We start from the raw sequence: 20,272 nt of genomic DNA on the forward strand, positions 1-20,272 counted from the left end.
GTCAGCGCGCGTCGGCGAGCACGTTGTTGGCGGTCACTTCGCCGCTGATCAGACACATCGGGACGCCGATACCGGGGGTCGTGTTCGCGCCCGTGAAGTAGAGGCCGTCAAGGGCGGTCGACCGGTGTGGCGGGCGGAACAGCGCGGTCTGTCGCAGCGTGTGCGCCAGCCCGAGCGCGGTGCCCTGGTGGCTGTTGTACCGGTCGGCGAACTCCGAAACCGAGAACCGCTCCTCGACGACGATGCGGTCCCGCAGATCGACGCCCGTGTTCTCGGCGATGTCGTCGAGCACGAGGTCGCGGTAGGACTCACGGACGGCCGGGGTGTCGTCCAGCCCCGGGGCGACGGGAACGAGCGCGAAGAGGTTGCTGTGCCCGTCGGGCGCAACGGTGTCGTCGGTCTTCGAGGGCACGCAGAGGTAGTACGCGGGGTCGTCGGGCCACGCGGGGTCGTCGAAGATCTGCGCGAAATGCGTGTCCCAGTCGGACGGCAACACGAGGGTGTGGTGGGCGAGTGGCTCCACGTCGCCCTCGACGCCGAGGTACAGCAGGAACGCCGACGGCGCGTACGTCCGGGCGTCCCAGTAGTCGGCGTCGTACTGGCGCTTTTGCGCGGGGAGCAACGCCTGTTCGGTGTGGGCGTAGTCGGCGTCGGAGACGACGACGTCCGCGAGCACGGCGTCACCGGGTTCGGTGTCCAGCTTGAAGCCCCCCCGGCGGCCCTTGATCGCCGACACCGGGTGGCCGGTGCGGAACTCGACGCCGAGTTCGCGCGCGAGGGCCGTGATCCCGTCGACGACACCCCCCATGCCGCCCTCCGGATAGTAGACGCCGAGCCCGAAGTCCACGTGGCTCATGAGGTTGTAGAGCGCCGGCGTGGTGTCCGGGGAGCCGCCGAGGAACACCAGCGTGTACTGCATCACCTGCTGGAGCTTCGGGTGGTCGAAGTACTGCTCGACGTGGTCCTGCATCGACCCCAGCAGCGTGAGGCCGCGGGCGTACTCCGCGAGCTTCGGGTCCATCCAGTCCCGGACCCGGGGGCGGTCGGTCTTCACGAAGTGCTCCATGCCGACCTCGTAGTTCTCCTTGGCCTGCGCGAGGTAGTCGTCGAGCACGTCCCCAGCGCCCGGCTCGTAGGCGTCGAACACCTGCTTGACCTGCTCGCGGTCGGGCGTCACGTCGATGGTGTCGCCGTCGGTGTCCACGTTCAGGCCGGGGGCGTCCCGGCCCGGCCGCCGCCCCTCGTTGTCCTTGAAGAAGATGCGGTAGTGGGGGTCGAGGCGCGTCAACCCGTAGTAGTCGCTGGGGTGGCTGTCGAACGACGCGAAGAACTCCTCGAAGACGTCCGGCATCAGATACCACGACGGCCCCATGTCGAACCGGAACCCGTCGCGTTCCAGGGTGCTCGCACGGCCGCCGATCTGGTCGGTTTTCTCCACGACGGTCACGTCCGCGCCGGCGTCGGCGAGATAGCAGGCCGTCGAGAGCCCCCCGAAGCCGGCACCGATGACCGCCACCGATGTCCCCGCGAGTTCGTCCATGGCAGTGCCGTGGGCCGGACGCCAGATAAAACGCCGCCTTCCGGCGTTACGACAGCCCGAACCCGTCGGCGAGCACGTCCTCGCGAACGGTGCCGAACGCGTGGGTGGGGCCGCCGACGACGTCGACGGTGAGCTGGGCGGGACCGAACACGCCGTTGTCCACGTCGCCCGCATCCCAGTCGTCGGTGCCGACGACCTCCGCGAACGGGTCGTCGTAGCGGGCCGCCGCCGAGGACACCACCGCGTCGAAGGCGTCGAAGTCCTCCGCGACCGTGAGGTGGACTCGGCCCCCGTGGGCGAGGGCGTCGTTGGTGCGGCCGATGGCCGTCTGTTCGTCGCCGGCGACCGGTGCGACCGGTGCACAGCCCGACGCCGAGAGGACGTCCGTGGGGTCGTAGCCGAGCTCGTAGAGGCGGAACACCGCCAACTCGACGGTGCGGGCGGCGGCGGAGACGCTGCCGGCGACGCTGGCCGTGCGGTACGTCGGCAGGAAGACGCTCTCCTCGGTGACGCCCGCCCGGGCGGCGACCTCACTGGCGGCGGCCGTCGTCGGGAGGCCGGTGCTCTCCAGGGTCAACACCGCGAACTCGAAGGCGTCGACGTAGTCGATGGCTTGGAACTCGCCCTCGGTGGCGACGAGCGCGCGGGCCGGCCCGCTGCCCAGCGCCTCGTAGTCATCGACGGCGAGCTCCCAGCCGGCTTTCTGCGCGCCGAGCATCGCCACGGCGGGCTGGTCGCAGGCGACCTCGACGTGGGGGAACGTCGCGTCGCCGACGGTGTCGACGCGCGTTTGCACAGTCGCCAGCCCCGCGGTCTGCAGCTCCGCCAACAGCAGCCCGGCCTCCAGGCCGCCGTCGTGCTCCACGCCGAAGTCGATGACCGTCGTGCCGGTGTCCAGCTCGAAGGCACCGATGTCGAGTTCCTCGGTGAACTCCAAGGCCTCGTCGGCGAGTTCCAGGGCCATCCGGTTGAGACTCTCCATACCGCGGGGTTTGGCGTCCCGATACAAGAGGGTTCGCAGTAGCGGCCGGCGCGCGGTGGTCACTCGCCGGGCGGCGGCTGGTAGTCCGCGCGGACCGGCGGCCGGAGCACCCACAGCAGCGCCGCCCCGACCAGGAACACGCCGCCGAGGATGGCGACGGCGTCCACGGCCGAGAACGCGTCGGCGAGCACGCCGCTGGCGAACCGGAACGGCGCACCGACGACCTGCCGCAGCATCGCCACCGCGGACAGCAGCGTTGCGCGCCCGACGGACGCGACGTTGTCGTTGAGGTAGCGGTTCTGGATGGGGCGCAGCAGCGACCCCCCGCCTTTCAGCGCGAAGAACATGGGGAACACGACCCAGGGAACCAGGCCCGCGAGGACGTACGTCGCGGCGATGGCGGCCGGGACGACGATGAGGGAGGTCCGGACGCCCAACAACCCTTCGAGGTCGCCGGCGTAATCGCTCGTGACCGCCGAGAGCAGCCGGAACGCGCCGTAGAGGCCGCCAACGAACAGAACGGCGGGCTGCGGGAGGGGGAGTGACTGCAGCAGCGGGAGGAACGTCGCCTCGATGGCGTCGCGGGCGATGGGCTGAATCCACATGTCCATCGTCCAGATGGTGCCGCTGATGAGCGAGACGTAGACGACGAACCACCGCAGCCGGGGGGTGGTCAGCTGGTCGGTGATGACCGGGAGCGCGTCGGCGACGGACATGCGGTCCTGTTCGACGGCGGCGCTGTCGTCGTAGGCCTCGTTCTGCGGGAGGCGGAGCACGAACGCGGCCGCGAGCGCGGCGGTCACGATGCCCGCAACGAACGGATACGAGCGGTCCACCGTGTACAGAACGGCCCCGAGAACGACGCCGACAGCGCCGACGTAGAGTCCGATGGCGCGCCCGCGCCCGCTGATGCGCGTGAACTCGTCGGCGCTGTCGTGCTCCTGGAGGGTGTCGTAGAGCCACGCGCTGGCGGAGCCGGAGATGAACGTGCCGCCGAACGAGAGCGTGACGAAGGTGAACGTGAACCCGATGAGGTCCGTGGCGACGAGGTAGCTGGCGTTCGACACGAGGAGGATGGCGGCACCGACCGCGAGGCTGTTCCGGCGGCCGATGCGGTCGCCGACGTAGCCCGTGGGGACCTCGGACGCGACGACGACGATCGACTGGATCGAGGCGATGAGTCCGATCTGGGTGTACGACAGCCCGTTGAACAGCAAGAAGAACGTGTAGATGGCGTAATGGAAGCCGGGGCGGGCGGTGGCTCTGTAGAGGTAATACCGGCGGATGACCTGTGACTTCGAGAGGCGACTCATGTCAGCGGGACAGCTATCGGTTCCCGTCGGCGTTCAAGTATGCTTCGAGACCGAGCGAGCGCACAGCCGACGGCAGGCTATCGGACACAACGACGGTGAGAAATGCGCTGGCTGGGATTTGAACCCAGGTTGTGACCATGGCAAGGTCACGTGATACCACTCCGGCGCAAGCGCCTGAAAGCGGCATCCTTTGCCGAGTAAGCCAGTTTTCGTCGTCTAATCTACGATAGAGCCACATCCTCTTATAACCACCTATACGTCGGTTCTTACAAGCGCTAAGAAATCGTATGACATGGCTACAACTTTGTCTTGGAATCCACTACCAGAACTCTCTAAATAACGTGTGAGAGACTCCTTACAATACCCATTATACAAAGTACGACCCCGACGCCGAGGAGAAGTCCAGTGATAATGCGGAGTCGGTTCGTACTTTCACGCTTTCCAAGTAGCTGTGTGAATCCATCTATACCACCCGGAATCAGGAGAATTCCGCCCAGAATAAGAGACGGTTCAGGATTGAGTGGAAGGGACCATACCAACGTAACCAGGACGGTAAGAATTCCACTTGTGTACATACCAGTACATCGGGCACACAGTCCGAAGTATCGCCCACGATAGCTCAGTGACCTATCTGGTCGGGAATGACAGAGCGGATATGGTCGAAGGAACTTATTTGAGAGGCGAAAAACGCTGTCGAGAACTTCAGCCATCAATCTCCGAGTTCCGTCCCACAATCTATGCAGTAGTTATTCGTCTGCTCGTTTTGCCAGCCGCAAGACGAACATATCCTTTTGCGCGAGGAGTTGACGGTTTGTGTATTAGTACTTGATTTAGAAGCTGAGTCCAGATTATTCAGCCACTCTAACCCAGATTCAGTGAGAATCGCCCAGAGAGGTACTGAAACAAGCCCGCCAAACACCATAAACGAAAGCCAATTGCTGTAAGGGACAAACAGCATACTGGCAATACCACCAGCGAAGAACGCACCAATCACAATAACCCAAGCAGATACAGTGTTTATCTTCTCATGGAGAGGACCGTCATCATCATAGCTCGTTTCAATTTTCTCCCCAGTCTCATCCTCCTCTGATGTGATGTCTCCTCCGTCTTTCTTGGAGTTGTTTCTATCACTCATTAGATGGTTTCAATTCCTTACCACAGTCGTTACAAAAATTATTTGATTGGAGGTTCTGCCAACCACAATTTTGGCAGATAGCGTTCCGCTTTGATGACTTTGAACCACTCTCCTGTTGTTGGCCTGCCACTCCGCCAGATTGCTGTTTAAATTCCTTCATAAACTGAAGGCCAGGTTTGGTCATATGTGCAGAAGCAACCAGAGTTATAATAACTCCAAATATAACTGCCCCAATAGTACTGAAACCAGCAAGACCAAAAACACCTGCACCAATAAGTGCAGAAATCAAACCGCTACCAAGAATAAATGCATATCTTTTGTAATCCTCCATTTCTTGTATATCCTCCTCCATCTTCTCCCATTTCGAATTATAATATTTTTCTCGGACTTCCTCTATTGCGTCTGCCGTCTCCGAGATTCCTCTGTCTGAGTTCCTAATGCGCTCAGCTTCTTCCTCAAACTTTTCTCTGCGGTCTTTATTGGTGTTCTCAGTCATCAGATTCCCCAGAGTCAGGCTTAAATGAGAAACCGCAGTCTCCACAGTGGTTTGCCTCCGAAGGATTCTGCATACCACAGTCCGGACAGATTCGTTTCGGCTTGGAACTACTGTTGTCAGAAACCGTAATCTGTTGTTGCTGTTGCTGCTTAGAGCCACAGCACCCGACCACCCCGACGCCGAGGAGTGCTAATAGGGCTGTTGTAGCTCCTGTAATCTCAATAAACATGACGTAGAGTGTGTCAACTCTCTCAGGAGTATGGATAAAGTCTACGATGGCGTTTCAGTTATCGAAATCGTGAAGACTACTCCCGAAAGAATGTCTGACAGATTGGGTTATCGTCAGGGCGTCATGTTTTGTTCGGCCTCCTGTTCATAGACGCGGTCGGGGTCTGGTTCCTTCTCTGGGTCTTCGTCGCCAATATCGCCGAGGTGTGCGGGGTCGCGTTCGAGCGCCATTACTGTCCCTCCATGTACTCGAAACAATCGAAGCACGGTAGGCTATCGCCGTTCGAGCCATCACACCAGTCGTTATCGCACTCTCCCCGTTTCGACGCATCGAGTGGCGGAGAATCATCGTCGGATTCGGCGACAATACCACCGTCTGCTGCGGCACGAACAGGATTGGTTGAGGTATGCGTGCCGAGCTGGGGGTCGATGGCGTCGGCGTTCGTCCACTCGGGAATGAGCGTTTCACCAGTCGCGTAACGTACACGGCGTTCGTGCTTACACGAGTCGTCGGCGGCGAGGTTATGGCGGGCGTCCGGACAGTCACACGCGCCCTCACGAGCGTCTACGAGGTACTCCGAACCGCTTTCGGATACGACGAGGTAGAGGTCGTCTGCGTCGTTGACTCTCCCTGTGTCGGGGAGAACGGTCATTTTCTCGGTGAGCGCGCGGATTGCACGCTTCGGTAGGTCGGTGGGATTTTCACCCGTCAGATTGTAGGCTGTCATGCTTCTGAGTCCCAGAAGCGCGGTCGTGTGTACCAGCACACGGCCATTTCTGCGATGGCGTGCCGCGCTTCCTACTCACAAGTATATGCGCCATGCACTTAATACTTCCCGTATATGGGAACGTTCCCTAATACGGACACCACTAAGTGTCGCACGCACGTAGGTTGGCGTATGGCGAGACGCGCCCTGCTAACCGACCGAGAGCGTGAACTCATCGAGGGCGGAGACGACGTTGATGAAGACCTCCGCTATCAAGCCATCTCCCGAGTTCGACGGAAGATTAACGAAGAACTCACGACCGATGTCGAAGTCCTACAGGAGCAGCACCCACAGTTGCTTGAAGAACTCCGAGAAGTAGTGTGTAGCCAGCCAAGTGAACAACCCGAGGATTCGAACGCATAGAGGTGCAGCGGGCTACAACACCCTCTATGCATTTAAACACCCGGCCAGAACATTAGACGGCGCACGCGAGCGTATGATAAGTGGCTTCGTCTGCGAAATTTCTCACTGAGAGCTGCGTTTCTACCACGTGGTATCGCGGTGAATCAACCGATAAGCAGACTTACGGTATCCTCGCCGTATGCCCTGCAATCCCAGTGAAATAAAGCAGAGACCGTTCCTGGTAGCTCGATAAAATGAACTGCGAACAGCTACTCCTTACGACCGGTCATCAACCGACCGCATCGCGTGGCTCTCCGAGCGAGTATCCCCTACCGACTGATTGTGTTTCCCATCGTGGTGAATCGGGATGTTCGGCTTGGACTTGTAGTTCGGTTTCGAGACAGGCGCTTGGTGCTTGAGGAGAGCCTGATAGTGACCGCCCTCATTACGCTTTACGACGAACTTGATTTCGTCACCCTTGCTGATGTCCGTGTCGTCGTCGATAATGACGATTACCTGAGCGTCCCACTCGTCGTCGGTAATCTTCGGGTTTCCCGCGTTACTGAAGTCGTTTACCCGACGTTCATACGTCGAACCGAGTGAGGGTTCTGACACGAATAGAACAAGAGAGAGTAAGCACTTAAACCCCAAACCTCACGGCAATCTGAAATCCTGGGTAGAGGTACACTTAACTGATTCCTCTTAGACCACTGATTGATGGGAGATAAACGGCATGTGGATGACACTGATTCTCCGATGGCAAATATCCACAACCGTCGCGATGGAGAACTACTCTCAAAAGAGGAAGCGGAGAAATCCGTAGAGGATGACTCCTCCGAGACCCACCGTCAGCGTGAACCGACTGAGGATGAAGAGGAATTAGATGAAGAGGAGAAGAAGGAGAAGATTGCAGCAAAGTATGCAAAACGATATTCTAAGCACTGGTAGGACGAGCAATTACGGGATTCTTCGGATAGCTAAACTCTCGGCTTGAGGGATATAATGGCGTCTCATCGTCCCTTCAAGTGCCATCGGTAAGTCCGATTCCCGTAGTCATCAACAGACACCTATTCGGCGGTTTTACAATCCAGCTGAGACGCCCTAATCACCAGCCAGGAATACAGCGAGACCCAGAGCATGGGGACTCCTAATAGCGTCCCTCAGCCACCTCACGGGGTTACACACCATACCGCCGGGGAATCATCACATAACATTTGAGCGGCGTGACCGGCCTACTGTTGGCGCGTGCGGACTGTGACAATCGACGTAGGATGTTGGACGCTGGAACCCCCGAATTCGTTTATAAGTAATATCGACAATCGCCATAGTTACCCCGACGCCGTGTTGCGTTCTCGCAACATAACTTAGTGGTCGGTGGCCGGTTGTTGTTGTGTGGGACGGGGAGCAAGGAGTGTAATCATTCATCGAGGTAGGGTAGAGTAGTCATGTTCTTCGGGGATGGTGAACGCACTCTATGTACTCGTTCACGAGAGTTGAAACGCGGGTGTCACGTGGGTTTGGGAGGAACGTCCACGTCGTCATACTTTTCGAAATCGGGGTTCTCGACAATCCCTTTCAGATTCCTCCACGTGACCTCTGGCTTGAACGTTGAGCCGAACTGCTCCTCGAACCACTCCCACGTTGGTTGCCAGCCATTCTGAAGGAAGCGGCACGCAAGACTCACCTTCTCCCCGCGCGAGAGCGTGTGAATGTCTCCCTGTTCGGCTTTCCACTGAAGGGCTTCCACGTCATTACCCTGATTCTCACGAGCGGGCCAAATCGTCCCAATTTCGTTGCTGTACTCGCCAGACCTCGATGCAGTTGTCTCCCTCGAGCTGGACGTGGCGGAACCAGACGCGCCAATATCGTATCCCTGCTCGGCGAGATAGTTCAGCGCCATATCTCGCCCGTCCTCATCGCGTCTGAGTGCGTGGCCGACCTCGGTGGCTTCCCGCGAGGAGACGCTGAATATTCGGGAACTCCCGCTTTTCCCACCGATAATGACGACCTTCTCCCCCGGTGAGTAGTCCCACTTTCGGTAGTCCATCTTCGACAACTGGAGCGGCGCGTGAACGTCGTGTTTCGTGAATCCGCCGTTGCATCCGATAGCACCGTAGAAGTACGCCGGCACCATCGTCGCCGCACCACGCTTATCTCGCCGTGCAAACGCTCCGTCTTTCACGCGAAGCGCCGCGACACTCCGCGGGTTTCCCGAGGCGAGAGCATACGGGGAGAACTCTTGAGTGTTGTACATCGACCACTCTGGAACGTCAGCAGGGTCTTCGGGATGCTCATCAACGCGCTCGATAAGGGGAGTCTCGATTTCGTCTTCCGACTCGTCAGGCTTGAACTCCAAGAGCGTCTTATCGGAGGCGTGTTCCTGAAGCAGATTCTTCGAGGCGTCCATGTCAGGGCCGCTTGTACCGGCGGTTAGGCGTGCCTGACCGAATACATCCCACAGTACATCCGCATACGTTGCAGGCGTGCTTGGGGTCGCTCCGTTCGCCTCACGGAAGATGCGGGTTCTGTCCCATTCCGTTTCAATTTCGACCTTCGGGATGCCGGTCTTCGCGTGTTCGACGCCCGGAATTCGGAATATGCGCTTCTCTGAGTACAGACCCAAATCGAGGTTTGCACCAGTCTCCCTGCAGTACGACTTAGCCAGTTCCTTCAGCCGCTCCCTGTCGGCTTCACCGGACACGAACCGAGGAACGTGAACGTGGATGGAGCGTCTGCCCGAGAAGTACAACGTACACGTGTCAAACGGAACGTCGAGGTAGTCCTCCACGAACTCTCGGAACCACGAGAGAAGCGTTTCAGGCCCCTCCTCATGGTACACGTCGGATTCGATGTGAATGGGGTAGAGGACACGGTCGTCAGCCTGACATTCATCCTGTATCTCTGTGGCCTTCATCTTGTAGCCGCCACCCACTCGGTAGGGATTTTCCATATCGCGTTGGTACTCGTACTGTTCTCTCGGGATTTTGTAGATAGGACTGACAGTCTCCGCACCATCGGGAATCGGCTCGGAAATCATCTGGAGTCTGGGCGCTCGATGTGGTCCCTTCCCGTCCGGGAATCCGTACTGAACGCACAGCAAGTCGTTGTTATTCGATGTTGTCGCTGTGCTGGTCGAAGACGTAGATGTATCTGTATTCATAGGTCAGAGGATAGCGAAGGCTCTCAGCGGAAAGTCAAATCTCGCCCTCCATGCGTTTAGTCAGCCGAGAGAAACGCGATGGTCACGACTGCTCAATTGTGGAGTCCCGCGAGAATCTGCCTTCACCGTATAGAGGGGTCCCAAGCGGAAATAGATGCCGATGTTCGCGTGATGGCGTCGAGGTCGGCCAAGAAGAATTAAAGAGATGCAGGGTGGTTCTCGGTGGTCAAACCCTGGGGGCCACAAGTCGAAACCCGCGTTAAACCGCTACCACTTCGAGTTGATTTTGTTGTGCCGGCTCTCCGTTCCCGAATGGGCGTACCCCAGCGTCGTCTCCACCTTCTTGTGGCGCAGCTGCTCCTGTGCGTCGTGGATGTTTTCCTCGTCAGCCCAAACCGTAGCACACCCATGCCGAATGGAATAGAATGAAAGGTCGCGACCAGCAGGCTGAATCCCTGCCGCGTCTATGAGTTGATTCAGCAGGTAGTTCAGCGAGGACGAACCGTAGGCGTTCCCTTTCTCGTTGAGCCATAACTCGTTGCGACCGTCATACTTCTCGTACCGGGAACGTTCATCGCTCCACCTCCGTAAGGCACGAACGCTCTTGTTCGACAGAACGCACTTCCAGTTGTCTTCGTTCTTGCTGGACTCCTCTTTCGGAATGTCAAGCGTCGAGTCCTTGAAGTTCACCCAACTGGTTTTCGCACGCCCAACCTCAATAGGTCGGAGTCCACAGTCCAGAGAAACAGAAACGAGAGAAGGTATCTTCATCGAGTTTGCTTGTCCAAAGTCCTCTGGCCCAACGTCTTCCTTCGACTTTTCGAGACGCTGTGCGAGGTGCGCCTTCAGTTCGTCGCGCTCCTCGGGAGAACACGAGTGGTAGTGTTTCACGGTTCCGTGCGCGAGTGCGGCCTCGTAGAGTGGGCGGAACTCCTCTTTCTTGAAGTAGTCCCGGTTGGTAACAGACGGTTCGTTTAGGTCGATGTTGCACTCCCACTCTATGTGCTTCCCCTTCTCGTGGTTGTAGTACGCGAAGATTCGCTTGATGGTCTTCACGAAATTGTTGAGGTTCGCATCGGTGTACTCGCTGTACCGACCGAGTTCCTTCATCAGTTCGTCGGCATCCTCCTCAGTGAGTTCCGTCGTATATTCATGCTGGTTCCACAGCCAGCGCATGATTTGGTCGATTTTGTAGTTGGAGTTACGGAGCGTTTCCTCTGAGTATCCGCGTAGCCGGTCGGGGTCCTTTCCCTCGAAGTAGAGCCACTCCAGAAGGTCGCACTTCCAAACTTCGTAATCATTCTGCGCGCGTGCGTGTTGATTAGAAAGCCGCTCTATGGTTTCGTCTGCGAGGATGGGAAAGTCGAAGTCAATATCCCGTGCTTCCTCCTCGAAGTTCATGCGTGGGCCTCCTGTCGCGTAATTACGGCTACTGGACGGTCGGAACGATTGAGTGGAATCGGGATAGTCATGGTCGTCTCTGTTTGGTTTTGGAGACGACGAAAACGGGTGCGAGAGGCGCTTTAGCGCCTGAAGTGCGCTGGCGGGGATTTGAACCCCGGTTGTGACCATGGCAAGGTCACGTGATACCACTACACTACCAGCGCCCTTCGCATTCTGAACAACGACGCGGGTGTATATAAATCCGTTCTTTGACGGACGCTATGAGTACGGTAGTCAGTCCCACGGATCGCGGATGCGACTGCCGCGGACGGATCAGCACGCGAACCGAAACGATCCGGGGCGTGAGTGCGTGCGACGGCGACACACGGCCGGTTCGGAAACGCCACCCTTTTTAGGGAGTGATCTGTACGTATGCTACAGTCTCGTGACGAGACACGGACGCGACACGGCATGACACGGAGCGTACTCGTGCCGTCGTCCCTCGTCCGGGAAGCCGAGGACAAACGCGAGGCAACTCGCAAGCTCGGTTACGTCGCCCGCGCGGCGGCGGTGTTCCGGATCGACCGCGTCGTTGTCTTCCCCGACGAAGACGGCGAGCGGCAGTGGGGCGGCGGGTTCGTCGAAACGGTGTTGCGGTACGCCGCAACGCCACCATACCTCCGAAAGGAGGCCTTCGATACGCGCGACGAACTGGCGTACGCCGGTGTCCTGCCCCCGCTCCGTCTCTCGTCATGGACCGGCTCAGACTCGAGCGGGTCTGGGTCGTTACGACAGGGAATCGTGACCCAGGTCGGATCTGAAGGGCGCGTTCGGGTCAATTGCGGCATGCAACACCCGATCTCCCTCCACGAACCACCAGGAATGGCGGTCTCGGAAGGAGAGCGCGTGACCATCAGGGTCTCTTCGCGACGACCGGTCCGTGCGAAACTGGTCGACGACCCCCTCCCGGGGTTTTCGGTCGAACGCACGGGTCTCGGTGACGCTTTAGACCGTTCCGACGCGGGCGTTCGCATTGCGACCTCCCGGCACGGGGAGCCGCTTTCGGTGGCTTCCCTCGGTGGGTACCGCGAACGCATCGCCAGGGACGGCGTGACCGTTGCGTTCGGAGCACCGGAACGTGGGCTGCCGCCCATGCTTGGTGTTTCGGCGGACGCGGTCAACGAGTCGGTCACCGACTCATCCGCAGACGCCCCCGCGCGATTCGACGCCTGGCTCAACACCATCCCCGATCAGGGGAGCGAGGTCGTGCGCACCGAAGAAGCGGTGCTCGCGACACTCGGCTCCCTGACGCTCACGGAGTGATACGATGCCACAGCCAAACCGACCACGCAAAGGCTCGATGGGGTTCAGTCCCCGCAAGCGCGCGGAGAGCGAAGTACCGCGCTTCAACTCGTGGCCCGCCGACGACGGTGAAGTCGGCCTCCAGGGCTTCGCTGGCTACAAGGCCGGCATGACCCACGTCGTCCTCGTTGACGACAAGGCCAACGCACCGACCGAGGGCATGGAGACGACCGTCCCCGTGACGGTCGTCGAAACGCCGCCCATGCGGGCGGCGGCCGTCCGCCTCTACGAGGACACGCCGTACGGCAAGAAGCCGCTAACGGAAGTCTGGGCGGACGACACCCACGAGTCGCTCGACCGCACGCTCTCTGTCCCCGACGAGGGCGGAGATACAGACGAACTGATCGAGGCGCTCGACACCGAGGAAATCGCCGACATCCGTGTCATCACGCACACGGTCCCCGGCGACACCGCAGGCGTCCCGAAGAAAAACCCGGACGTGATGGAGACTCGCGTCGGCGGCGGCACGCTCGCCGACCGACTGGAGTTCGCTGCCGACCTCATCGAGGACGGCGGCGTCCACGCGTTCGGCGATGTGTTCCGCGCCGGCGAGTTCACCGACGCCGCGGGCATCACCAAAGGCAAGGGCACCCAGGGCCCCGTCAAGCGCTGGGGCGTCCAGAAGCGAAAGGGCAAGCACGCCCGCCAGGGCTGGCGGCGCCGCATCGGTAACCTCGGCCCGTGGAACCCCTCTCGGGTTCGCTCGACGGTTCCACAGCAGGGCCAGACCGGCTACCACCAGCGCACCGAACTGAACAAACGCCTCATCGACATCAACGATGGGGACGAGCCGACGCCGGACGGCGGCTTCCCGAACTACGGCGAAGTCGACGGCCCGTACACGCTCGTGAAAGGCTCGGTGCCCGGCCCGGAGCAGCGCCTCGTGCGCTTCCGGCCGGCCGTCCGGCCGAACGAATCGCCGCGCCTCGATCCGGAGGTGCGGTACGTGAGCACCGCATCCAACCAGGGATAATTTATGCAGGTAACCGTACGCGACCTGGACGGCGACGACGCTGGCACGCTTGACCTGCCGCGGGTCTTCGAGGAACCGGTCCGCCCGGACCTCGTGAAGCGAGCCGTGCTCGCCGCTCAGGCCAATCGGACACAGGAGTACGGCGCGGACGAGTACGCCGGCCTGCGCACCACCGCCGAGTCACAGGGGAGTGGCCGTGGAATGGCCCACGTGCCGAAAGCAAACGGGCAGGGTGCCCGTGTGCCCCAGACTGTCGGCGGCCGGAAAGCGCACCCGCCGAAAGCCGAGAAAGACCACGGTCTCGACGTCAACGACAAGGAGCGCAAGGCCGCCGTTCGGGCCGCTGTCGCGGCGACCACGGACAGCGAGCTGGTGGCCGACCGCGGCCACAACTTCGACGACGACGTCGAGTTTCCCCTCGTTGTCAGCGACGACTTCGAGGATCTCGTGAAAACCCAGGACGTCGTTTCCCTCCTGGAGGCGCTTGGCGTCCACGCGGACATCGAGCGCGCAGACGAGGGCCGCACCGTTCGTGCCGGCCAGGGGACGCTGCGCGGCCGCAAATACCAGGAGCCGACGTCGATCCTGTTCGTCACGGCCAGCGAGAGCGGGCCGTCGACGGCCGCCCGCAACCTCGCGGGCGTCGACGTGGCGACCGGTCGTGAAGTGAACGCCGAGGACCTCGCGCCGGGCGCGGAGCCGGGCCGACTGACGGTGTGGACCGAAAGCGCCGTCGAGGAGGTGGCACAGCGATGAGTTCGATCATCGACTACCCACTGGTGACCGAGAAGGCGATGGACGAGATGGACTTCCAGAACAAGCTCCAGTTCATCGTCGACATCGACGCGGCGAAACCCGAGATCCGGGATGTCGTCGAGTCGGAGTACGACGTCACGGTCGTCGACGTGAACACACAGATCACGCCCGAAGCCGAGAAGAAGGCAACGGTGAAACTCTCCGCGGAGGACGACGCCCAAGACGTCGCCTCCCGCATCGGGGTGTTCTGAGAATGGGACGCAGGATCCAAGGGCAGCGACGCGGGCGCGGGACGTCGACGTTCCGTGCGCCGTCGCACCGATACAAGGCCGAACTGTCGCACAAGCGAACCGAGGACACGGACGTGCTGGCCGGCGAGGTCATCGACGTGGAACACGACCCGGCGCGCAGCGCGCCGGTCGCCCGCGTCGCCTTCGAGGACGACGACCAGCGCCTCGTGCTCGCCAGCGAGGGCGTCGGTGTCGGCGACACCATCGAGATCGGGATCTCCGCCACGATCGAGGAGGGCAACACCCTCCCGCTGGCGGAGATCCCCGAGGGAGTGCCGGTCTGCAACGTCGAAAGTCATCCGGGCGACGGCGGCAAGTTCGCCCGCGCGGGCGGCGTCAACGCCGACCTGGTGACCCACGAGCGTGACGCCACGATCGTGGAGCTGCCGTCCGGCGAGACGAAGCGCCTCTCCCCGGACTGCCGCGCAACCATCGGCGTGGTGGCGGGCGGTGGCCGGACCGAGAAGCCGTTCGTGAAGGCTGGCAACAAGCACCACAAGATGAAGGCGCGCGGGACGAAGTGGCCCCGCGTGCGTGGTGTTGCGATGAACGCCGTCGACCACCCGTTCGGTGGCGGTGGCCGCCAGCACCCGGGCCGACCGAAGTCGGTCTCCCGGGACGCAGCACCCGGCCGCAAGGTCGGAGACATCGCCTCCAAGCGGACGGGCCGCGGGGGCAACGAGTAAACCATGAGTACGGAATACCGAACCGGCCGTGAGGGGGAGTTCACCTACCGCGGCCACGACCTCGACGAGCTGCAGGAGATGAGCCTGGAGGACGTCGCGGAACTGCTTCCCGCACGCCAGCGGCGAACCATCACCCGTGGCCTCTCCGAGGAGCACCACAAGGTGCTCGCGGAGGCACGCGAGTCGGGCACCGAGGAAACGGCGAACAACCCGATCCGAACGCACCTGCGTGATATGCCGGTGCTGCCGGAGTTCGTCGGCCTGACGTTCGCTGTGTACACCGGCCAGGAGTTCGAGCGTGTCGAGGTCCAGCCCGAGATGATCGGGCATTACCTCGGCGAGTTCCAGCTCACGCGGTCGTCGGTCGAACACGGGCAGGCGGGCATCGGCGCGACCCGCTCCTCGAAGTTCGTGCCGCTCAAATAAACCATGGGAATCAGCTACAGCGTGGACGTGGACTCGGAGGCGTCGGCGAAAGCCATGCTCCGAGAGCGCTCCATCAGTCTGAAGCACAGCAAGGCCATCGCCCGCGAGATCAGCGGGGAAACGGTCGCCGACGCGAAAGAGTACCTCCAGGCGGTCATCGACGAGGAGCGATCCGTGCCGTTCAAGCAGCACAACAGCGGCGTCGGTCACCGGAACGACATCGACGGCTGGGACGCCGGGCGCTACCCGGAGAAGGCCTCGAAGGACTTCCTGAAGCTGCTGTCGAACGTATCGAACAACGCCGACCAGCAGGGGTTCGACGCCGACGAGATGGTGATCGAGCACGTCGCCCCGCACAAGGTCGGTGAGAGCCAGGGCCGCAAACCCCGTGCGATGGGGCGCGCGACCACGTGGAACGCGACGCTCTGTGACGTCGAGATCGTCGTGACCGAGACCGAGGAGGTGACCGCCTGATGGCGGACGAACTCGAATTCATCGAACAAGGACTTCAGCGCAGTCAGATCGACGAGTTCTTCGCTGAGGAGCTGGCACGCGCCGGCTACGGCGGGATGGAACTCGCGCCGACGCCGATGGGCATGCAGATCGTCCTGAAGGCCGAGAAGCCCGGGATGGTCATCGGGAAAGGCGGGAAGAACATCCGGAAGATCACCACACAGCTCGAGGAGCGATTCGACCTCGAAGACCCACAGATCGACGTGCAGGAGGTCGAGGAGCCCGACCTGAACGCGCAGATCGTCGCCGACCGGCTGGCGAACGCGCTCGAACGTGGCTGGTACTTCCGGAAGGCCGGCCACACCACGATCGACCGCATCATGGAGTCCGGCGCGCTCGGCGCGGAGATCGTGCTGAGCGGGAAGGTCACCGGGAACCGCGGTCGCGTCGAGAAGTTCAACCGCGGCTACATCAAGCACAACGGCGAGCCCGCCGAGGAGATCGTCGACCACGGCAAAGGCGTTGCCGTGATGAAGCTCGGCACCATCGGCGTGAACGTGAAGATCATCCCGCCGAACGCCGAACTCCCCGACGACTTCGAGATCCAGGAGGACGCGGACATCGAAGACCTCGTCGTGGACGAGGCCGAGGCCGGCGAGGACCTCGAAGAGCTGCTTGAGGGCGAGGACGCGGACGCCGAGGACGCCGACGCCGATGCGGCGGCCGAACCGGAGTCCGAGCCCGCCGACTTCGAGGACGAGGAGGTCATCGAGACCGACGACGACGTCGAAGAGGAACTCGACGAGCTCGCCGACGCGGTCGAAGGCGAGGACGAGGACGACGAGTTCAGTGACGTCGACGACGAGGCCGCCGACACCGCCGAGGACCTCCTCGATGAGATGGACGACGAGGACGGAGGTGCCGAATAATGGCGATCCTCTACACGAGCGAGATCCGTGACATGACGCCGGCGGAGCGTGAGGCCGAACTCGAGGAGCTCCGGACCGAGCTCTTGAACTCGAAAGCCGTGAAAGCGGCCGGTGGCGCGCCGGACAATCCGGGCCGCATCAGCGAGCTGCGGAAGACCATCGCCCGCATCAAGACGGTGCAGCGAGAGGAAGGCGACCTCGCGGACGACGAATAACGACAGATATGACGACCATCACACCCGAATCGCTGCCGCGACACGAGCTGCTGGGCCTGCACGCGCGGGTCGCTGCGGACACCGATCAGTCGCGGGTGGGGATCGCCGGACGCGTCGTCGACGAGACGATGCAGACGGTGGTACTCCGGACTGCGTCGGGTGTGGCACAAGTCCCCAAGAAGGGGGCGACATTCGAGTTCCGTCTCACAGATGAAGCTGCGGCCCCGGACAACGGGGTCGGGACCGCGTTCAAACCTGCAGGTGGCGAGACACGCCAAACCACTGGCGAGAGCGTGGCCTACGTTACGGTGGATGGAGGACGATTGCTCTCACGACCCGAGCGGCGCTCCGAAAACGGAGTTGATTCGAAATGGCGATAGGACTGAACGTAACAGAACCGGAGGGCACGTGCTCCGACGAGGACTGTCCGTTCCACGGGAATCTTTCCGTGCGCGGGCAGGTCTTGGAGGGTGAAGTGGCGTCCACAGACATGGAGAAAACCGTTGTCGTCGAACGCGAGTACGACGTGTTCGTGCCGAAGTACGACCGCTACATGAAGCGGCGGTCGCGCGTTCCGGCACACGCACCAGAGTGCTTCGACATCAGTGTCGGCGACACGGTGAGCATCGCAGAAACCCGACCGCTTTCGAAGACCAAATCCCACGTGGTCGTCGAGATCACGGACGGAGGTGACGCCTGATGGAAGCCATCAAGGCGGACATCACCCAGGGATTGGAGAAGGGCTCGCTGATCACGTGCGCCGACAACACTGGCGCACGCGAGCTCAAAATCACGAGCGTGATGGGGTATCAAGGACGAAAGAACCGCCACCCGAAGGCTGGACTGGGCGACACGATCACCGTCTCAGTCACCAAAGGGACCCCGGAGATGCGTCGGCAGGTGCTTGAGGCCGTTGTCGTGCGCCAGCGCAAGCCCATTCGACGCCCGGACGGGACTCGCGTGAAATTCGAGGACAACGCCGCGGTCATCATCGACGACCTCGGCGAGCCTCGCGGGACCGAGATCAAGGGCCCGATTTCGCGTGAGGTGGCCGAACGGTACGGGACCATCGCGAGTACCGCGACGATGATCGTATAGAACCATGAGCGAGCAACCACACAAACAGCGAACTCGCACGAAGCGCGCGTCGCTGCACGAGAAGCAAGACCAAGTGCGGGCAACGCTGTCCGAGGAGCTCCGCGAGGAGTACGGCCAGCGCAACGTCCGCGTGAACGTCGGCGACACCGTCGAGGTCATGCGTGGCGACGACGCCGGTGAGGACGGCGAAGTCACCGACGTCGACCTGCGGGACGCCGAGGTCTTCGTTGAGGGTGTCACGGTGGAGGCCGCCGACGGCGAGGAGACGCCGCGGCCGGTGGAGTCGAGTAACCTCCGCGTGACCGACCTCGATCTCGATGACGACATGCGCGTCGAGCGACTGGAAGGTGACAACGAATGACGAATCACCAGAAGCGACTTTCGGTACCGAAATCCTGGCCCGTCGAGCGGAAGACGGAGACGTTCACCGCGAAGGCCGGGGCCGGCCCGCACGGCGAATCCGGCGTGCCACTGGTCGTTGTGCTTCGGGACGTCCTGGAGTACGTCGACGACACGAGCGAGGCGCAGTACGCCATCAACACGGACGGCGTGCTCGTCAACGGCGACTCGGTCGGCGACGTCAACCGTCCGATCGGGATGTTCGACATCCTGGCGTTCCCGGACCGCGACGAGTACTACCGCGTGTTCCCCGACGAGGGCGGTCGACTCGGCCTCACGGAGATCGACGCGGACGCGGCCGGCAGCAAGCTGAACAAAGTCACTGACAAGACGACCGTGTCGGGCGGTCGCACACAGTTGAACTTCCACGACGGCTCGAACCTCGCCCTCGATGAGGACGCGTACGCGGGCGGGGACTCGGTCGTCGTCGACACCGACACCAACGAGATCGTCGCGCACTTCCAGTACGAGGAGGGCGCGCTGGTCACCGCGGTTGCCGGCCAGCACGCCGGCGACATCGGTGAGATCGCCGAGATCAACGTGCAGCCGGGCAGCGCGAGCAACACCGTCCGGGTGGACGACGAGAACGGCGGCTTCGAGACGATCGCGGAGTACGTCGTCGTCATCGACGAGAACTTCGTGGAGGAGGATGACGAATGAGCGAGACTGACAGCACTGACTTCCACGAGATGCGGGAGCCCCGCATCGAGAAGGTCGTCGTCCACATGGGCGTCGGCCAGGGTGGGGTCGAGCTCCAGAACGCCGAGACGATCCTCGAAGCGATCACCGGCCAGCAGACGGTTCGTACGAAGGCCAAAAGCCCGGAGCCCGAGTTCGGGCTGCGGCAGGGCGACCCGATCGGCGCGAAGGTCACGCTGCGCGACGACACCGCAGTGGATTTCCTGGAGCGCGCGCTGCCGGCCGCTGATCTCGACCGCCGGCAGTTCGACAACACGGGGAACGTGAGCTTCGGCATCGAAGAGCACACCGACTTCCCCAGCCAGGAGTACGACCCGAACATCGGAATCTACGGGATGGACGTGACGGTGAACCTCACGCGTCCCGGCTACCGGGTTGCGAAGCGCGACCAGGGTACGCGACAGATTCCGTCGAATCACCGACTCAACTCCGAGGACGCGGTGTCGTTCCTCGTATCCAACTTCGACGTGGAGGTCAACGAATGAGCGAGACGGACGGCGAAGCCGAAGAGACGGGTCAGACACACGAGTGCCGACGCTGTGGCCGCGAACAGGGCCTCGTCGGCAAGTACGACATCTGGCTGTGTCGACAGTGCTTCCGAGAGATCGCCCGTTCGATGGGCTTCAAGAAGTACAGCTAA

Annotated in this window: 28 protein-coding genes and 2 tRNA genes; 19 read left to right on the plus strand and 11 right to left on the minus strand. The window is 61.6% G+C overall.

Annotated features, from left to right (window positions below):
* Position 1: 1 nt before the first annotated feature.
* The 8 genes from APQ99_RS00820 to APQ99_RS00855 all read right to left on the minus strand — a co-directional run bounded on the left by APQ99_RS00820 (position 2) and on the right by APQ99_RS00855 (position 6,422).
* Positions 2-1,540, minus strand: coding sequence for a phytoene desaturase family protein (locus APQ99_RS00820; RefSeq protein ID WP_010903230.1), 1,539 nt, complete (start codon positions 1,538-1,540; stop codon positions 2-4).
* 46 nt (positions 1,541-1,586) lie between these two features.
* On the minus strand, positions 1,587-2,522 hold the full coding sequence (mch, locus tag APQ99_RS00825; RefSeq protein WP_010903231.1) for a methenyltetrahydromethanopterin cyclohydrolase: 936 nt from the start codon (positions 2,520-2,522) through the stop codon (positions 1,587-1,589).
* 59 nt (positions 2,523-2,581) lie between these two features.
* Positions 2,582-3,835, minus strand: a complete 1,254-nt coding sequence (locus APQ99_RS00830) for an MFS transporter (protein ID WP_010903232.1) — start codon at positions 3,833-3,835, stop codon at positions 2,582-2,584.
* Between the two features lie 103 nt (positions 3,836-3,938).
* Positions 3,939-4,003 (minus strand) — tRNA-Gly (locus tag APQ99_RS00835).
* Positions 4,004-4,167: 164 nt separating this feature from the next.
* A complete protein-coding gene (locus APQ99_RS00840; protein WP_136361502.1) occupies positions 4,168-4,545 on the minus strand; it encodes a DUF2085 domain-containing protein in 378 nt (125 codons plus the stop codon).
* Positions 4,545-4,970: a zinc-ribbon domain-containing protein gene (locus APQ99_RS00845; RefSeq protein WP_136361503.1), complete on the minus strand. Its 426-nt coding sequence runs from the start codon at positions 4,968-4,970 to the stop codon at positions 4,545-4,547. The genes APQ99_RS00840 and APQ99_RS00845 overlap by 1 nt, the downstream gene beginning before the upstream one ends.
* On the minus strand, positions 4,963-5,466 hold the full coding sequence (locus APQ99_RS00850; RefSeq protein ID WP_136361504.1) for a zinc ribbon domain-containing protein: 504 nt from the start codon (positions 5,464-5,466) through the stop codon (positions 4,963-4,965). Before APQ99_RS00850 ends, APQ99_RS00845 begins: the two co-directional genes overlap by 8 nt.
* Before the next feature lie 458 nt (positions 5,467-5,924).
* Positions 5,925-6,422 carry a hypothetical protein gene (locus tag APQ99_RS00855; protein ID WP_209000307.1) on the minus strand — a complete coding sequence of 166 codons (498 nt, stop codon included), beginning with the start codon at positions 6,420-6,422 and terminating at the stop codon, positions 5,925-5,927.
* A 171-nt stretch (positions 6,423-6,593) separates the two neighbouring features.
* Here APQ99_RS00855 and APQ99_RS00860 point away from each other — a divergent pair, with 171 nt between their 5' ends.
* From APQ99_RS00860 to APQ99_RS00870, 3 genes are all read left to right on the plus strand, one after another.
* Positions 6,594-6,824 carry a hypothetical protein gene (locus APQ99_RS00860; RefSeq protein WP_136361505.1) on the plus strand — a complete coding sequence of 77 codons (231 nt, stop codon included), beginning with the start codon at positions 6,594-6,596 and terminating at the stop codon, positions 6,822-6,824.
* A gap of 390 nt (positions 6,825-7,214) precedes the next feature.
* Entirely contained in the window at positions 7,215-7,406 is a 192-nt protein-coding gene (locus APQ99_RS00865; RefSeq protein ID WP_136361506.1) for a hypothetical protein, read from the plus strand.
* A 114-nt stretch (positions 7,407-7,520) separates the two neighbouring features.
* A complete protein-coding gene (locus APQ99_RS00870) occupies positions 7,521-7,751 on the plus strand; it encodes a hypothetical protein (protein ID WP_136361507.1) in 231 nt (76 codons plus the stop codon).
* A gap of 559 nt (positions 7,752-8,310) precedes the next feature.
* On the opposite strand, the gene APQ99_RS00875 is transcribed toward APQ99_RS00870, so the two are convergent.
* From APQ99_RS00875 to APQ99_RS00885, 3 genes are all read right to left on the minus strand, one after another.
* Positions 8,311-9,840: a hypothetical protein gene (locus APQ99_RS00875; protein WP_209000308.1), complete on the minus strand. Its 1,530-nt coding sequence runs from the start codon at positions 9,838-9,840 to the stop codon at positions 8,311-8,313.
* Between the two features lie 390 nt (positions 9,841-10,230).
* A complete protein-coding gene (locus tag APQ99_RS00880) occupies positions 10,231-11,364 on the minus strand; it encodes a tyrosine-type recombinase/integrase (protein WP_168731190.1) in 1,134 nt (377 codons plus the stop codon).
* 135 nt (positions 11,365-11,499) lie between these two features.
* A tRNA-Gly gene (locus tag APQ99_RS00885) sits at positions 11,500-11,570 on the minus strand.
* A 247-nt stretch (positions 11,571-11,817) separates the two neighbouring features.
* Here APQ99_RS00885 and APQ99_RS00890 point away from each other — a divergent pair.
* Genes APQ99_RS00890 through APQ99_RS00965 form a run of 16 tightly spaced genes read left to right on the plus strand, consistent with a single transcriptional unit; the run spans position 11,818 to position 20,272 of the window.
* Positions 11,818-12,669: a putative RNA uridine N3 methyltransferase gene (locus APQ99_RS00890; protein WP_010903233.1), complete on the plus strand. Its 852-nt coding sequence runs from the start codon at positions 11,818-11,820 to the stop codon at positions 12,667-12,669.
* 4 nt (positions 12,670-12,673) lie between these two features.
* Positions 12,674-13,681 carry a 50S ribosomal protein L3 gene (locus APQ99_RS00895; protein WP_010903234.1) on the plus strand — a complete coding sequence of 336 codons (1,008 nt, stop codon included), beginning with the start codon at positions 12,674-12,676 and terminating at the stop codon, positions 13,679-13,681.
* 3 nt (positions 13,682-13,684) lie between these two features.
* Positions 13,685-14,437, plus strand: coding sequence for a 50S ribosomal protein L4 (rpl4p, locus tag APQ99_RS00900; protein WP_010903235.1), 753 nt, complete (start codon positions 13,685-13,687; stop codon positions 14,435-14,437).
* Positions 14,434-14,688, plus strand: a complete 255-nt coding sequence (locus tag APQ99_RS00905; protein WP_010903236.1) for a 50S ribosomal protein L23 — start codon at positions 14,434-14,436, stop codon at positions 14,686-14,688. The genes rpl4p and APQ99_RS00905 overlap by 4 nt, the downstream gene beginning before the upstream one ends.
* A 2-nt stretch (positions 14,689-14,690) precedes the next feature.
* Positions 14,691-15,413 carry a 50S ribosomal protein L2 gene (locus APQ99_RS00910; protein WP_010903237.1) on the plus strand — a complete coding sequence of 241 codons (723 nt, stop codon included), beginning with the start codon at positions 14,691-14,693 and terminating at the stop codon, positions 15,411-15,413.
* A 3-nt stretch (positions 15,414-15,416) separates the two neighbouring features.
* Positions 15,417-15,839, plus strand: coding sequence for a 30S ribosomal protein S19 (locus APQ99_RS00915; RefSeq protein WP_010903238.1), 423 nt, complete (start codon positions 15,417-15,419; stop codon positions 15,837-15,839).
* Positions 15,840-15,842: 3 nt separating this feature from the next.
* Positions 15,843-16,313 (plus strand): 50S ribosomal protein L22, encoded by a 471-nt coding sequence (locus APQ99_RS00920; RefSeq protein WP_010903239.1) that lies wholly within the window; start codon positions 15,843-15,845, stop codon positions 16,311-16,313.
* Positions 16,313-17,221, plus strand: coding sequence for a 30S ribosomal protein S3 (locus tag APQ99_RS00925; protein ID WP_010903240.1), 909 nt, complete (start codon positions 16,313-16,315; stop codon positions 17,219-17,221). Before APQ99_RS00920 ends, APQ99_RS00925 begins: the two co-directional genes overlap by 1 nt.
* The gene (gene rpmC / locus APQ99_RS00930) at positions 17,221-17,436 is read left to right on the plus strand and encodes a 50S ribosomal protein L29 (RefSeq protein ID WP_010903241.1); all 216 of its coding nucleotides are present in this window, start codon (positions 17,221-17,223) and stop codon (positions 17,434-17,436) included. Before APQ99_RS00925 ends, rpmC begins: the two co-directional genes overlap by 1 nt.
* 8 nt (positions 17,437-17,444) lie before the next feature.
* Positions 17,445-17,816, plus strand: coding sequence for a ribonuclease P protein component 1 (locus tag APQ99_RS00935; RefSeq protein ID WP_010903242.1), 372 nt, complete (start codon positions 17,445-17,447; stop codon positions 17,814-17,816).
* Positions 17,807-18,136: a 30S ribosomal protein S17 gene (locus tag APQ99_RS00940; protein ID WP_010903243.1), complete on the plus strand. Its 330-nt coding sequence runs from the start codon at positions 17,807-17,809 to the stop codon at positions 18,134-18,136. The genes APQ99_RS00935 and APQ99_RS00940 overlap by 10 nt, the downstream gene beginning before the upstream one ends.
* Positions 18,136-18,534, plus strand: a complete 399-nt coding sequence (locus tag APQ99_RS00945) for a 50S ribosomal protein L14 (protein ID WP_010903244.1) — start codon at positions 18,136-18,138, stop codon at positions 18,532-18,534. The genes APQ99_RS00940 and APQ99_RS00945 overlap by 1 nt, the downstream gene beginning before the upstream one ends.
* A gap of 4 nt (positions 18,535-18,538) precedes the next feature.
* Entirely contained in the window at positions 18,539-18,895 is a 357-nt protein-coding gene (rplX, locus tag APQ99_RS00950) for a 50S ribosomal protein L24 (RefSeq protein ID WP_010903245.1), read from the plus strand.
* The gene (locus tag APQ99_RS00955) at positions 18,892-19,593 is read left to right on the plus strand and encodes a 30S ribosomal protein S4e (protein ID WP_010903246.1); all 702 of its coding nucleotides are present in this window, start codon (positions 18,892-18,894) and stop codon (positions 19,591-19,593) included. The genes rplX and APQ99_RS00955 overlap by 4 nt, the downstream gene beginning before the upstream one ends.
* A complete protein-coding gene (locus APQ99_RS00960) occupies positions 19,590-20,117 on the plus strand; it encodes a 50S ribosomal protein L5 (RefSeq protein WP_010903247.1) in 528 nt (175 codons plus the stop codon). The genes APQ99_RS00955 and APQ99_RS00960 overlap by 4 nt, the downstream gene beginning before the upstream one ends.
* The gene (locus tag APQ99_RS00965) at positions 20,114-20,272 is read left to right on the plus strand and encodes a 30S ribosomal protein S14 (RefSeq protein ID WP_010903248.1); all 159 of its coding nucleotides are present in this window, start codon (positions 20,114-20,116) and stop codon (positions 20,270-20,272) included. The genes APQ99_RS00960 and APQ99_RS00965 overlap by 4 nt, the downstream gene beginning before the upstream one ends.

Origin of the sequence: Halobacterium salinarum DSM 3754, assembly GCF_008124605.1 — an archaeon.
GTDB classification, from domain to species: Archaea; Halobacteriota; Halobacteria; order Halobacteriales; family Halobacteriaceae; genus Halobacterium; species Halobacterium salinarum.

Coding starts and splice junctions, on each gene's coding strand:
- APQ99_RS00820 (WP_010903230.1), bottom strand. CDS start 1,540: ATGGACGAACTCGCGGGGACATCGGTGGCGGTCATCGGTGCCGGCTTC.
- mch (WP_010903231.1), bottom strand. CDS start 2,522: ATGGAGAGTCTCAACCGGATGGCCCTGGAACTCGCCGACGAGGCCTTG.
- APQ99_RS00830 (WP_010903232.1), bottom strand. CDS start 3,835: ATGAGTCGCCTCTCGAAGTCACAGGTCATCCGCCGGTATTACCTCTAC.
- APQ99_RS00840 (WP_136361502.1), bottom strand. CDS start 4,545: ATGGCTGAAGTTCTCGACAGCGTTTTTCGCCTCTCAAATAAGTTCCTT.
- APQ99_RS00845 (WP_136361503.1), bottom strand. CDS start 4,970: ATGAGTGATAGAAACAACTCCAAGAAAGACGGAGGAGACATCACATCA.
- APQ99_RS00850 (WP_136361504.1), bottom strand. CDS start 5,466: ATGACTGAGAACACCAATAAAGACCGCAGAGAAAAGTTTGAGGAAGAA.
- APQ99_RS00855 (WP_209000307.1), bottom strand. CDS start 6,422: ATGACAGCCTACAATCTGACGGGTGAAAATCCCACCGACCTACCGAAG.
- APQ99_RS00860 (WP_136361505.1), top strand. CDS start 6,594: ATGGCGAGACGCGCCCTGCTAACCGACCGAGAGCGTGAACTCATCGAG.
- APQ99_RS00870 (WP_136361507.1), top strand. CDS start 7,521: ATGGGAGATAAACGGCATGTGGATGACACTGATTCTCCGATGGCAAAT.
- APQ99_RS00875 (WP_209000308.1), bottom strand. CDS start 9,840: ATGATTTCCGAGCCGATTCCCGATGGTGCGGAGACTGTCAGTCCTATC.
- APQ99_RS00880 (WP_168731190.1), bottom strand. CDS start 11,364: ATGAACTTCGAGGAGGAAGCACGGGATATTGACTTCGACTTTCCCATC.
- APQ99_RS00890 (WP_010903233.1), top strand. CDS start 11,818: ATGACACGGAGCGTACTCGTGCCGTCGTCCCTCGTCCGGGAAGCCGAG.
- APQ99_RS00895 (WP_010903234.1), top strand. CDS start 12,674: ATGCCACAGCCAAACCGACCACGCAAAGGCTCGATGGGGTTCAGTCCC.
- rpl4p (WP_010903235.1), top strand. CDS start 13,685: ATGCAGGTAACCGTACGCGACCTGGACGGCGACGACGCTGGCACGCTT.
- APQ99_RS00905 (WP_010903236.1), top strand. CDS start 14,434: ATGAGTTCGATCATCGACTACCCACTGGTGACCGAGAAGGCGATGGAC.
- APQ99_RS00910 (WP_010903237.1), top strand. CDS start 14,691: ATGGGACGCAGGATCCAAGGGCAGCGACGCGGGCGCGGGACGTCGACG.
- APQ99_RS00915 (WP_010903238.1), top strand. CDS start 15,417: ATGAGTACGGAATACCGAACCGGCCGTGAGGGGGAGTTCACCTACCGC.
- APQ99_RS00920 (WP_010903239.1), top strand. CDS start 15,843: ATGGGAATCAGCTACAGCGTGGACGTGGACTCGGAGGCGTCGGCGAAA.
- APQ99_RS00925 (WP_010903240.1), top strand. CDS start 16,313: ATGGCGGACGAACTCGAATTCATCGAACAAGGACTTCAGCGCAGTCAG.
- rpmC (WP_010903241.1), top strand. CDS start 17,221: ATGGCGATCCTCTACACGAGCGAGATCCGTGACATGACGCCGGCGGAG.
- APQ99_RS00935 (WP_010903242.1), top strand. CDS start 17,445: ATGACGACCATCACACCCGAATCGCTGCCGCGACACGAGCTGCTGGGC.
- APQ99_RS00940 (WP_010903243.1), top strand. CDS start 17,807: ATGGCGATAGGACTGAACGTAACAGAACCGGAGGGCACGTGCTCCGAC.
- APQ99_RS00945 (WP_010903244.1), top strand. CDS start 18,136: ATGGAAGCCATCAAGGCGGACATCACCCAGGGATTGGAGAAGGGCTCG.
- rplX (WP_010903245.1), top strand. CDS start 18,539: ATGAGCGAGCAACCACACAAACAGCGAACTCGCACGAAGCGCGCGTCG.
- APQ99_RS00955 (WP_010903246.1), top strand. CDS start 18,892: ATGACGAATCACCAGAAGCGACTTTCGGTACCGAAATCCTGGCCCGTC.
- APQ99_RS00960 (WP_010903247.1), top strand. CDS start 19,590: ATGAGCGAGACTGACAGCACTGACTTCCACGAGATGCGGGAGCCCCGC.
- APQ99_RS00965 (WP_010903248.1), top strand. CDS start 20,114: ATGAGCGAGACGGACGGCGAAGCCGAAGAGACGGGTCAGACACACGAG.